At 42.3% G+C, this 12,880-nt stretch carries 10 protein-coding genes and 1 other annotated feature; of the genes, 2 read left to right on the top strand and 8 right to left on the bottom strand.

Annotation, left to right across the window (positions count from 1 at the left end; genetic code table 11):
• Positions 1–31: 31 nt before the first annotated feature.
• The 5 genes from EP57_RS13965 to EP57_RS13945 all read right to left on the bottom strand — a co-directional run bounded on the left by EP57_RS13965 (position 32) and on the right by EP57_RS13945 (position 7,031).
• Complete coding sequence (locus tag EP57_RS13965; protein WP_036087648.1) at positions 32–1,402, bottom strand: sensor histidine kinase; 1,371 nt, start codon at positions 1,400–1,402, stop codon at positions 32–34.
• Positions 1,395–2,042 carry a response regulator transcription factor gene (locus tag EP57_RS13960; protein WP_036087646.1) on the bottom strand — a complete coding sequence of 216 codons (648 nt, stop codon included), beginning with the start codon at positions 2,040–2,042 and terminating at the stop codon, positions 1,395–1,397. Before EP57_RS13960 ends, EP57_RS13965 begins: the two co-directional genes overlap by 8 nt.
• Before the next feature lie 144 nt (positions 2,043–2,186).
• On the bottom strand, positions 2,187–4,601 hold the full coding sequence (gene leuS / locus EP57_RS13955) for a leucine--tRNA ligase (protein ID WP_036087644.1): 2,415 nt from the start codon (positions 4,599–4,601) through the stop codon (positions 2,187–2,189).
• A 67-nt stretch (positions 4,602–4,668) separates the two neighbouring features.
• Positions 4,669–4,875, bottom strand: a binding site (T-box leader).
• A 41-nt stretch (positions 4,876–4,916) separates the two neighbouring features.
• Positions 4,917–5,549: a hypothetical protein gene (locus tag EP57_RS13950; RefSeq protein ID WP_036087642.1), complete on the bottom strand. Its 633-nt coding sequence runs from the start codon at positions 5,547–5,549 to the stop codon at positions 4,917–4,919.
• 81 nt (positions 5,550–5,630) lie between these two features.
• Positions 5,631–7,031, bottom strand: coding sequence for an amino acid permease (locus tag EP57_RS13945; RefSeq protein WP_036087641.1), 1,401 nt, complete (start codon positions 7,029–7,031; stop codon positions 5,631–5,633).
• 147 nt (positions 7,032–7,178) lie between these two features.
• Between EP57_RS13945 and mnmL the strand changes: the two genes are divergently transcribed.
• Positions 7,179–8,138, top strand: coding sequence for a tRNA modification radical SAM protein MnmL/YtqA (mnmL, locus tag EP57_RS13940; RefSeq protein ID WP_036087638.1), 960 nt, complete (start codon positions 7,179–7,181; stop codon positions 8,136–8,138).
• The gene (gene mnmM / locus EP57_RS13935) at positions 8,135–8,722 is read left to right on the top strand and encodes a tRNA 5-(aminomethyl)-2-thiouridylate-methyltransferase MnmM (protein WP_036087637.1); all 588 of its coding nucleotides are present in this window, start codon (positions 8,135–8,137) and stop codon (positions 8,720–8,722) included. The genes mnmL and mnmM overlap by 4 nt, the downstream gene beginning before the upstream one ends.
• A gap of 21 nt (positions 8,723–8,743) precedes the next feature.
• Here mnmM and EP57_RS13930 read toward each other — a convergent pair whose 3' ends face one another.
• The 3 genes from EP57_RS13930 to EP57_RS13920 form a co-directional block, all read right to left on the bottom strand.
• Positions 8,744–9,484, bottom strand: a complete 741-nt coding sequence (locus EP57_RS13930; protein ID WP_255309326.1) for a DUF6270 domain-containing protein — start codon at positions 9,482–9,484, stop codon at positions 8,744–8,746.
• A gap of 35 nt (positions 9,485–9,519) precedes the next feature.
• Entirely contained in the window at positions 9,520–10,464 is a 945-nt protein-coding gene (locus EP57_RS13925; protein ID WP_149028043.1) for an XcbB/CpsF family capsular polysaccharide biosynthesis protein, read from the bottom strand.
• A gap of 81 nt (positions 10,465–10,545) precedes the next feature.
• Positions 10,546–12,870 carry a CDP-glycerol glycerophosphotransferase family protein gene (locus tag EP57_RS13920; protein ID WP_036087635.1) on the bottom strand — a complete coding sequence of 775 codons (2,325 nt, stop codon included), beginning with the start codon at positions 12,868–12,870 and terminating at the stop codon, positions 10,546–10,548.
• Between the last annotated feature and the right edge of the window lie 10 nt (positions 12,871–12,880).

Raw genomic sequence — 12,880 nt, 5'->3', positions numbered from 1 at the left:
TTGTTTTCATACTTGCTTCCCCTCTCCTTATTCAAGCTTTATCAAAAATAAGATAAAATGTAATCCAGTCATCTTGTAATGTGGCGCCAAAGTCATATTTATGTTGCTCCATCACAGTCTGAACAATCGCAAGGCCTAGCCCTGTTCCAGAAAAATTCTTATTGCGCGATGCTTCGCGTACGTAAAACGGCTTCCAAAGGTGTTCTAAAACAGCTGCATCACGAATGGTTGTCTTATTTTGAATCAAAAAGTAAAGTTTGCCGTCTTGCTCTTGCCACTCTATTTTAATTTGCTTTGTCACACCATATTTCATCGCGTTTGTCAGCAAATTATTGAACACCATTTCCATTTTCACGCGATCCGCTAAAATCATGATTTTCGGGTCTGCTTCTGATTTTATTCGCACATCGACGTCCATCATATCTTGATAATTCGCGAGTAAGCCGTCAAATAACGCCCGAACCTCTAACTTTTCGATATTTAACGGGTCTGCTTCCATTTTGGAAAACCGTAGTAGCTCCTCGATGATTAAGCCAATCTGATCCGTCTGCTTCACAATCGTTTTCATATACGTCCCGTCGTCCAAACCGTCCTCGATGCCCATACTATAAGCCTTAATTAAAGCAAGCGGCGTCTTCAATTCATGCGTCAAATCCGCCATGAAATACTTCAAATCTTTATTCCGCCGCAACAGCTCATGATGCGCCGTCTTCAAATCATCACTCATCACATTAATACTCGTCGCCAAGTCCTCCAGCTCATCCTTCGTATCAATCGCCACTTTTTCAAAATTCAATTTCGAAATATGATCCGCGACAATTCGAAGTTCTTCCAGCGGCTTCGTGATTTTCCGAGAAAAGAAACCCGTGAGTGCGACGACTAAAATCGTGCCAAACAACATAATCATGAAGTTGAATTCATTAATGATTTTCGCCGTTTCGTTGTAATCCGCGATCGAAACACCCGCCAAAACAAGCAAACCGTCCTTCTCATTCAAACTCACAAGAAAGCTCGATTTCTGCTTCCCTTGATCGTACAATTTATTCACGATTGCCCCGTTTTTTAGCTGCTCCACCGTCTCGGCAGTAACCCAAAATCGGTTCAACGCGATTTGCTTGCGCGACAACGCTAGACCTAGCATCTCATTGAGGCTATCGACGCTCGTACCAAGCGGTTCTGCAACAATCGTGACATCATACTTCTTCTCCAGCTGCGCCATATCTGTCTCAATTTCCCGCTTATCCCAGCGCTCTACATCTTTCATCGCCTGTGTCACCCGCTGGTTCATCTCATGAAAATAATATTTCGGCAAGAAGAATTGGTTCAAAAGAATCGATAACACAAAGACGCCAATCACGACAGCAGAAATTCGCCATGTTAGCTTCCTGCCAAGCCTACTCATCCGAAACCTCGAGGCTATACCCCATTCCGCGATGTGTTTTAATGAGCGAATCACCTATTTTTTCACGGAGCCTGCGAATATGTGTGTCAACAGTCCGTTCCTCGCCTTCATAATCAATGCCCCAAACAAGATCTAACAGCTGCGTTCGATTTAAAATCCCGCCTTTATTTTGGCATAAAACGCGCATCAATTCATATTCGGTTTTCGTTGCGTTTAAATCACTGTTATTTTTGTATAGCTTTTTGGCGTATGTATCAATGGTGATGTCCGCAATTTGAATCGTATTATGAAATCCTGTTAAATTCTTCGCCCGCGCAAGTAACGCTTTTGGGAAGAACGGTTTCTTCACGTAATCATCGGCACCTGCTTCTAACGCGAAATATTCATCTTCGCCTTCACTTTTAGCGGTCAACATCATTATTTTCAGTCCGCTTGACGCCTTCATTTCCTTACAAACTTCGATACCATTAATGCCCGGCATCATCCAGTCAAGTACTGCTAAATCTAGTTTTTCTTCATAAAATATCGTTAATGCTTCCTCGCCAGTTTCTGCTTGAAAGACGGTAAAACCTTCTTTTTCAAAATAGGCACATAATATTTTTAACATGTCTTTTTGATCATCGGCAATAAGTACATTCATCTTCATCATCCTAATGCATCGTTTTCATTATCATATCATACATTTGTGACGTGAAATTGACAAAAACGAAACCTTTAAGAATTCTTTAAAAATCAAAAAAACCACTTCCTCCCATCAAGGCGAAAAAGTGGTTCGGTATGCTGCTTAGTTCGCAACAATATTGACTAGTTTTCCAGGCACAGCAATGACTTTACGCACTGTTTTGCCAGTGATTTCTTCTTTGATTTTATCGTTATCACGTGCTAGTTCTTCCAAAGCTTCGCGGCTTAGGTCTTTAGCAACTGTGACTTTCGCTCTTACTTTGCCGTTTACTTGCAAGACGATTTCTACTTCATCTTCGACTAGTTTTGACTCATCAAATGATGGCCACGCTTCATACGTAATGGTTTCCGTGTGACCTAGACGATGCCATAGTTCTTCGGCCAAGTGAGGCGCGATTGGTGAAAGCAGTTGTACGAATCCTTCTGCGTAAGCTTTCGGCACGGTAGTCGCTTTGTAGGAATCATTAATAAAAATCATCAATTGCGAGATACCCGTATTGAAACGCAGGTTTTCGTAGTGTTCGGTAACCATTTTAACCATTTGGTGATACGATTTCTCAAGGTCAACATTGGCTTCTGGCGTGATTTTCGCGTTAATTTCGCCTGTTTCTTCTTCAATGAACAAACGCCAAACCCGATCCAAGAATTTCCGCGCTCCTTCTAGACCATTGGCATTCCACGGAATCGACGCTTCTAGAGGACCCATGAACATTTCGTAAAGGCGTAGCGTGTCAGCACCGTATTGTTCGACAACGTCATCCGGATTGACAACATTGCCGCGAGATTTACTCATTTTTTCATTGTTGCCGCCCAAAATCATCCCTTGGTTAAACAGTTTTTGGAACGGTTCTTTTGTTGGAACAACGCCGATATCGTATAGGAATTTATGCCAGAAACGAGCGTAAAGCAAGTGCAATACGGCATGCTCCGCGCCACCGATATACACATCGACTGGAAGCCATTTTTCCAATTTTGCTTTATCGGCAAGTTCTTCTGTGTTTTCAGGGTCGATATAGCGCAAGAAGTACCAGCTTGAGCCAGCCCATTGCGGCATTGTATTGGTTTCGCGCACGCCTTTGCGGCCATTCGCATCCGTCACATTCACCCAATCTGTTAGGTTAGCAAGTGGTGATTCACCAGTTCCAGACGGCTTGATTTCCGTTGCTTTTGGAAGCAGTAGTGGCAATTCCGCTTCTGGAATCGTCGTTGTTTCGCCATCTTCCCAATGAATCACAGGAATCGGCTCGCCCCAATAGCGTTGGCGGCTAAATAACCAATCGCGCAGACGGAAACTGATTTTGCGCGTACCGGCTTTGTTTTCTTCTAGCCAAGTGATCATTTTGGCAATCGCATCGTCTTTATTTAGTCCATCCAAAAACGCAGAATTAATATGGTCGCCGTCGCCAGTGTAGGCTTCTTCGTCCACATTGCCACCAGCAAGTACCGCTTTAATTGGCAAACCGAACTGTTTCGCAAAATCGTAATCGCGCTCATCATGTGCAGGTACCGCCATAATCGCACCAGTTCCGTATTGAATCAACACGTAATCGGCAATCCAAATCGGCATTTTTTCCCCGTTCGCTGGATTAATCGCATACGCCCCCGTAAATACGCCCGTCTTATCTTTCGCAAGGTCCGTCCGTTCTAGCTCGCTCTTTAGCTCGACTTGTTTCTGGTACGCCGCAACCGCTTCTTTTTGATCTGCCGTCACGATTTTTTCTACCAAATCATGCTCCGGCGCAAGCACCGCATACGTTGCCCCAAAAAGCGTGTCAGGACGCGTCGTAAACACCGTAAAGTCCGCATCACTATCCTTCACTTGGAAAGACACTTCCGCACCTTCCGAACGCCCAATCCAGTTGCGCTGCATATCTTTAATATTCTCCGGCCAGTCTACCAAATCCAAATCGTCCAACAAACGATCCGCATACGCCGTAATTTTCAACATCCATTGACGCATTGGCTTACGGAAAACCGGGAAGCCGCCACGCTCACTTTTGCCGTCGATAACTTCCTCATTCGCAAGCACCGTTCCAAGCGCAGGACACCAGTTCACCGCAACTTCGGCCTCATACGCTAAGCCTTTTTCATAAAGTTTTGTAAAAATCCATTGTGTCCATTTATAGTAACTCGGGTCGGTCGTATTAATTTCACGATCCCAGTCATACGAGAAGCCTAGCGCCTTGATTTGGCGAGTAAAGTTCGCAATATTATGCGCCGTAAATTCAGCAGGATCATTCCCCGTATCAATCGCATACTGCTCAGCAGGCAAACCAAACGCATCCCAGCCAATCGGGTGAAGCACGTTGTAGCCTTGCATCCGCTTCATACGAGACAAAATATCCGTCGCCGTATAGCCTTCCGGATGCCCTACATGAAGCCCAGCTCCCGATGGATAAGGAAACATATCGAGTGCGTAAAAATTCGCTTTATCCGCGTCCTCCGTTGTTTTAAAAATCTTCTCAGATTCCCATTTCTTCTGCCATTTCGGCTCCAACTCTTTGTGATTAAACGTCATTATTCAAAACTCCCTTTCGTAATCGTGCTATGAGGAGGTAAACAAAAAATCCCATAGCAAAAAAATGCCATGGGACGAGAGTATCCAGCTCCCGCGGTACCACCCAAATTAGTGTGTCCACTCAACTCAATATCTTTAACGCAGATAATACGGCGGTCTAAAACCACATCTATGCTCCAAGGCAAGTTCATGCGCCATCGTGTGTGACTTGCAGCAACCGTCACCTCTCTAAACACGAATCCATCGCACTACTACTCCTCTTCTTCGCGAATCAATAGCTCTATTGTAGCCTATAAAAACCGCTTTGACAACCCTTTAAATAGGCGCTTTATCAAGTGAAGTCAACCAAATCATCTCCACTTTGTCATTCCAAAAACCAAAACGTAATTCAATATTGTTATCCTTATCTTCATAAACGAGTTCCTGCTCGAACCGATCCGATTTCGTTAAATCACGATACGCCGAACCATAAGCTTTCGTCACCTGATCTACCGAATCGCCAAAACCAACGCCGCGACCCGTTTTTAAATTATCACTCGCATACTCGATATGAATAACACGATTCTTATCCGCATCTTCTATCGACACCCAATAAGTTGCTTTCTTTCCTTTTTTAGGCACCAAAACTTTAATCTGTTTCGCAAGCGATTTATCCGTCACAGGCTTTGAAGTAAAGTCTTTTTTCTGCGTCTTTTCATCCAATACCTGATTCACTTTCGTCCCTTCCACCGATTCCGAAGAAAGATCTGTAGACGCGACTTGCTTATGAATCTCATAATAAGGACTCCCGGTCACAAAAAACGTCTGTCTAAAAAACACCGCCATTAGCCCCGCCAGCAAAACAAGTGCCGCGACACCAATCCAATGTTTCTTCATATTAAATTTCCCGTAAAAAGCAGTGGCAACCATCAAACAAAGAATCGCCAAAACCAGATATAAAATTATCATTCTCCCACTTCTTTCACATTTCCCAAAGTCTTCTTAAAAAATAGCATAGTTATGCGAATAAAGCAACGAAAATAAGCCGTATTATGCACGTTTATACTTCATCAAAGGATAAAGTAAGAAGCCTAACAAAAATAAGCCAATACTTAGCACAAAAACATGCCAATCTTCCGTTCCACTTTTTATAATCCAACACGCATACGTCAGCGCTAGTGAAGCGATGAAACCATCAAACCATCGTTTGGCAACCGAATTGGCCTCATACGTTGCGCCAGTGATCGTTAGCTTCAATTGGAAAAGTGGGGAAATGAAATACTGCACGAGAAACGCAAGCGTCGACACTTTCACGACGAAATCATAAGCCGTCGCAATGTTCCCCGACAATGTCGACAAAATAAACAACTGCGACGCACAGCATGTCAAAATCAACACAAGAACCGGCGTCCCATTCTTATTCACCTTCGCCAGAAACGGCAAGAAAAGTCCATTTTTAGCCGCTTGATACGGTGCTTCTGAACTCATCATAATCCAGCCAATCGCCGAACCAAACAAACAGACAAGCGCAAGCAACGCCATCACAGCCGAGCCACCACTCCCCGTCACAACGTTCAACGCATCAGCAAGCGGACTCGCCGAATGTAGCAACTTCGACTTAGGAATAAGCCCCAACGCCAAAATCGTAATCGTCGTGTACAAACAAACCGAGATAATTAGCCCTGAAATCGTAGCCGCCCGAACCGTTTTTCCAGATTTCGCACGTCCAGCAAACATCATTGCCGACTCAATCCCAATAAACGCCCACAATGTCACAATCGCCGCACTGTTCACTTGTGACAACAAGCCATGTTCCAAACCACTCGTGTCGACCACCGGATGATACCATTCCCCCATCACCGACGACTGAAAAGCAAACAAGCCGACAACGATAAACAAAAAGAATCCGATAATTTTGGCAGCAGTAGCAACGAAATTAATCCGTCCAGCACCACCGACACCTTGAATAATAATCAAACAAACGCCCCAAAGTAGCAGCGAACAAATGATAAACGTCAATAATTGCCCGAGCCCAAGCGTATAAGACCCTAGCGAAAACACAATTCGCTTACTATTTAAAACAGGGAAAAACACCGATAAATAACCGGCAAACGACGTGATAATCGAAACATTACCCGCCCAATTTGCGACCCAATAACTCCAAACCGCGATAAATCCCGCAAGCCGTTTCCATTTTGGATTACGGAATAGTTCGAATGCATGGCTTTGCGCACCACTTGTCAAGTCTGGTCGTCGCACAGCCAAATTTCCGAATACAAGAGCAATCATTAACACCCCTGTTCCCGTTAAAATCCACGCCAACATAATTCCAAGCGGACTCGCCACTGCTGCCATTTGTCGCGGCAACATGAAAATCCCCGATCCAATCATATTCCCTACAACAAGGGACGTTAATACAAGATAGCCCATTTTCTTATTTGCTTTACTCATCACTTCTGCCTCCAAAATAAGTTTAACACATTACCAAACTAAAGTATTTTTATATCATAGCACAACGAATCCATCACCGCAACTCCGAAAAAATGTGATAAAATAGCAAGGATGATGATTTTTATAATTGAAGGAGATTGACAAACGATGAATCCATTTCCATATTCCAATGACAATAAACGTTACCACACTTGGAACTACTGCCTGCGCGACCATTTTGGTTATAAAGTATTTAAAGTTGCGCTAGATGGTGGTTTTGACTGTCCGAATCGTGATGGTACAGTAGCACATGGCGGTTGTACTTTTTGCAGTGCAGCGGGTTCTGGTGATTTCGCCGGGGACCGCGTGGACGATTTGCAAACCCAGTTTCATACGATTAAAGAAAAAATGCATACGAAATGGAAAGATGGCAAGTACATGGCTTATTTCCAAGCATTTACGAATACACATGCCCCTGTCGCCGAACTTCGCGAGAAATACGAATCTGTATTAAATGAACCCGGCGTTGTCGGTTTATCGATTGCTACACGTCCAGATTGCTTGCCAGACGACGTTGTAGACTACTTAGCTGAGCTGAACGACCGAATTTATTTATGGGTCGAATTAGGCCTTCAGAGCGCGCACAACGAGACAGGTGTTTTAATTAACCGCGCACACGATTATGACTGCTATATCGAAGGTGTGGAAAAACTACACGCTCGTGGCATTCGGGTCTGCACGCATATCATTAACGGCCTACCTCGCGAAACACCAGAAATGATGATGCAAACCGTACAAAAAGTCGTGGAAAGCAGTGTGGCGGGCATTAAGATTCACCTATTGCATCTACTAAAAGGCACGCCAATGGTGCAACAGTACCAAAACGGCGAACTCAAATTTTTAACAAAAGACGATTATGTGAGCCTTGTTTGCGATCAGCTTGAGATTTTGCCACCTGAAATGGTGATTCATCGCATCACAGGAGACGGTGCCATCGACGACTTAATCGGACCCATTTGGAGCTTAAATAAATGGGAAGTTCTCAATTCCATCGACGCCGAACTGGTGCGCCGAGATAGTTGGCAAGGCAAGTTTTACAACACAGCCAAAGTTGGTGAACAAGCATGAACTTAAAAGCAATTTTGCCATTTAGTCATGATCTATTAACACGAATTGTCATGCCTGGCGATACGGTCGTCGATGCAACCGTCGGAAATGGCCATGACACAGCTTTTCTAGCAGAACTAGTCGGCGTTAACGGACATGTTTACGGCTTTGATATTCAACAAGAAGCGATAGAAGCAACCACACGCAACCTCACCGAAAAGAAGCTAAAGCAACAAGTCACGCTTTTTCAAGAATCACACGCCAATATAGCAAATAAACTCGATTCCCAAGTCATCAAGGCAGCCATTTTCAATCTTGGTTACTTACCAGGAGGCGACAAAACAATCACCACACTCGCCGATTCGACCATCGAAGCCATCACAGCAACGCTATCCCTACTTTCCGTCGGGGGCATTGTCATCCTAGTCATCTACCACGGCCATCCAGAAGGTCAAACCGAAAAAAACGCGATCTTAACGTACACCGAACAACTCCCACAAGACGAATTCCATGTACTACAATACCGTTTCACCAACCAACGCAACAACCCGCCGTTCGTCATTGCCATCGAAAAACGCACACAAAAACCAGCTCGCGTTCATTAACGGAACTGGTTTTTGTTTTGTTCATTTTGTTAACGTAATCAGTCGCGCTAAAAAATCATGATAAAAATCGGCTGTATAATGTACGTAAAAAGAACCCCAAGGATGTTCGGCGTTTAGCGTGTAGGCGTCTTTACTCATGTCTAATACACGCACTGGAAAATTTTCTTCTATATAACAATCGAGTTCATTCCAAAGCGCGTTCAACAATTCCGTATCCACCGTCGGATACTTGCGGCTTTCTCGCCAAGCATTAAGCGAACTACCATCTGCAAAAACATCGACAAATCGTGCTTTCACAAGAATAACTTGGCACGATGGCGCAACCTGTTGTACATGCTCAAAAAATCGGCCCACATGCTCTTTCCAAACCGCCAAATATCGTTCAAACTCCCCATCTAAAGTAAATCTGCCCTCCTGATTAGAAACAGGAGGAAACGCGGCAAACTTTGGATTATACGTAAAATATCCATTTGCAGTTTCCACAACCCCTAAATAAATGTCCGCATATAAATCTAACAACAAATATTCTGGCTGACGTGCATGCAGCTGCGATAAAAATTCTTTTGTGTGCTCCGTACGATAGTGCCAACTCGTAAAAGCGTTCATCTGGTCCATGGCTACGTCTTCTGGTATGGATAAAACAGGAGACATCAGGCTCAGCATACTACATTGATGCTGATGCAAAACACATTCAAAATCCTCCTTATACGTCGGATTAAACAATGTATTAAAATTATCTCGTGTAATACAGGAACCTACAATTGCGATTTTTGTAAGTGTAATCTTACTCGTCTCCTCTACTCCGTCAATGCGGCTATTTGATCTACCGTGTTAATTAAATTCTTCGATGTAAGCAATAATTCGTTGATACATGTTGTTTGCTCAATAATCGTATTCCTCGAAATATCCGCATGTTTATGCACGGCAGAATCAAACACATTGCGAATCTCGATAGAATCCGATGGAATTTGCGTATATAAATTATAATTAAAAGAAATCAGCGGACAACCAAAAATAATTCTTCGGCGCACCGTTTCTTTATTTGCTAGTCGTTTCAAATCATTCAAGAGGCTCTTTTTACGGAAATCTCGTAAGAAATGAAGATCGTTCTCTTGGTTATACTGCTCCGTACTAATAATCGGGTCGACAGTTACCGAGTTATAATCCCCAAGCATGCTGTGATATAGCGCCCCAGTCCCACCTTTAGAACCGCCGTACAACACAACATCATCCGCATCCACATGATTTGATTCCATGACAAAACGAATCGCACCTTGAATATCATCTTCCATATTCGTATAGTTAAACGTATTCACATAATGACTACCATACGATAAATTCAAGTCCATTATTCGCATCACCAGCGTATTCTTCACTAAATGCTTTTGAATACTCGGAAAAGATGGCGTAAAACAACGATGCGCAACATTCGCGCTGTGATACTCATCCTTGCCTGGCATCGGCGAAAAAATAACAACTAACCGCTTCGGCGCAAGTTTGTTCTCTTTTTCAGCAAGCACCGAGTTTAGCGAATAAAATAAATCGCCGTACTGAATTAAATCTTTTCTTTGCCAAATCGAGTGCACATCTTGGCGACGAATGAAATAAGAAGACTGCCCAACATGCATGTAAAGTACATAATCATGCGCTAAAATTTCTTTATACATATCTAAAATAGGTTGCGTTTCCCGTGCTAGTTCCAAAATATTCTTATTGGAGAACGTTTTAACAACCACTTTCATTTTTTCAAATCCACATTGAAATTTATAAATATCCGTAAATTCTATGTCATTATTTGTTGACAAATCTCTTCACAGCCCTTCTTAAGAAAATAATTGATGTAGTAAAATGTCGTTTAACGTGACACTATCATTACTTAGCATACGTCTTTGAATCGCATGGCAATAACTAAGCACTTGCGAATCATTTTTCAAAATTACGTTTGCTAATGTTTTTGTCGTATATGATTTGCCTTCTAAATGACAGGTTTGCTTCATATCAAAATACCAGCCAACCTTCTTAGCGTATTTCTCCGAATCTTCTTGCAAAATGATAATCTGTTTGTTCAAATGCGCATAATCAAAAATCGCAGAAGAATAGTCTGAAATTAATACATCAGCCAGCAAAAAAAGCTCCTGAATATCTACAAGTTCATTAAAGAAACAATGAACTCTCGGATCTAACGACTTATAAAATCTGCGTAATTTTGTCTCTAAAGGATGCAATTTTACGATGATTTCATATTCCTCTGGCAACAAGTTTATCAATTCCTTTAAATCCACACTTGTTATCTCATCCCGCTCTTGCTTACGCCACGTTGGACAGAACAAAATGTACTTCTTTTTCGGATTAAATGGACGATTAAAATATTTCATATGAATTCGTGATTTCTCTCCATATGAGCTTCTATTTTGAATGAGGTAAGCATTTCGTGGTGCGCCTAACTCTAGTATTTTCAATTCTGGATTTTCTGAGAGCGCAAACGCCGAGGTAAATAGCTCCGTGTTGAAAGAAGACGAGCTAAGAAGATAATCCCATTTCTTCATTCTCGGCAAAAAGGCGGTCAGTTCTTGCTTCCGATGCTTCGGATCTTCCAAATCTGCTACCATTTTCTTCAAAGGTAAGCCGTGCCATGTTTGAATAATGACCTGATTTGGCGCCTTCCCGACTTTGTCTAGCGTATTGCCATTGACGATAACGTATTTACTTTTGCGAAATACTTGTTGATAACGCAAGCTACCAAGACGCACCGATTCCATGCCAAAGTGCCGAACTTCCATATCGACTAACTGATTTACCGAACTAACAAAAATCTTCGCATTTGGTCTATTTTTCTTTACCCAAAGCGCGATATACTTCGGATCTCCCGAAAAAGATTTACCATGAAATGATTCAATAAAAAACATGTCCTCTTGCACTTCTAGGCTTTGTTTCCGATTATCCTTTCGTTCTTGTATATAATCGAAAAATGACTTCATCGTTTTTTTGACAGGCGCACTAGTCACTAACGGCCCGATAAACGGCTTGTCTTTCATGTTGTTATAAAGTTTATAAATAAGCGGAATCCGTTCTACTTGATCCGCCAAGACATTTGCCCAAATCTCTTCTTCACTTCGTAAAACTTTCCAACTTGGCTGCTTCTGTGTTTTAAATTGCTGCAATGTTTGCTCATAAAGTGCCACATAGTTTCTCGGGTTAGCAATGAACGAGAGCGCTTGACGATAATTAACTTTTTGCACCGCATCGACAAAGCGAAGTATGCGCATCGCATCTTTTTGAACATCTTTTGAAATCCATTGAATATTATTCGGGTTACCATAAATTTCTCGAAGCACCCCGTCCTCTCCCGGATACAAAATCGCCCGCTTGCCTTTCGCTAAAGCTTCAATAATAGAATAGCCAAACGTTTCATACCGCGATGTAGAGAAATAAATATAATCCACCGGCGTCCCTTGATTAAAGAAAACATTGGCGTGCAAACCATAATCATTAATCAAATTACGGTATAGCATCTCTGATGGACCATAACCCTCAATATACAGCTTCATATGCTTCGCGTCACAATAATGTACCAAATAATCTAACAGACGAATCGCATAAGAAATATCTTTCACATCATCTTCAAAACGAGAAAGCACATATAAATTACTCGTCTCATTTTGCATCTTGCTCTCAGGAAGTGTCAGATGATGCGTGCTGACGTGATGCACTAATATAGACGAATAATTATATTTCGCCTCGAATTCTTTTTTAATAGATTCCGTCGCAACCCGTACCCAATCTAAGCCATACAAATCTTGTGCTAAATTTTCTGGAAGCAAGCTCATTGGTGCGTGAATTTCACCAATTACCATCGCGTGTGGACAATGTTGTTTAATCAGCTGCCCTAAAACAAAGAAAGTTTCCCGTGTGATAATGAACACATCGATTGTCTGATCTTTTCCTATTTCCTGAATCATCTGGAAAGTTACGCGATTACTCAATTTTTCCTGATGGCGAAGCGTAAGTATATCAGTTGCAGAAAACGGTCGCGCATTATAAATAACAACATCCACCTTTTCTTGATTGAACTCTTTTGTTAAATTCAAATTACTCCTACTTGTTCCACCTGGCGAAAAAATATTAAATCCGATTATTCCAACTTTCATGATTCATAGC

The organism is Listeria booriae, from assembly GCF_000766865.1.
Classification (GTDB): domain Bacteria; phylum Bacillota; class Bacilli; order Lactobacillales; family Listeriaceae; genus Listeria_A; species Listeria_A booriae.
This window is presented reverse-complemented; position numbering and strand designations above follow the sequence as displayed.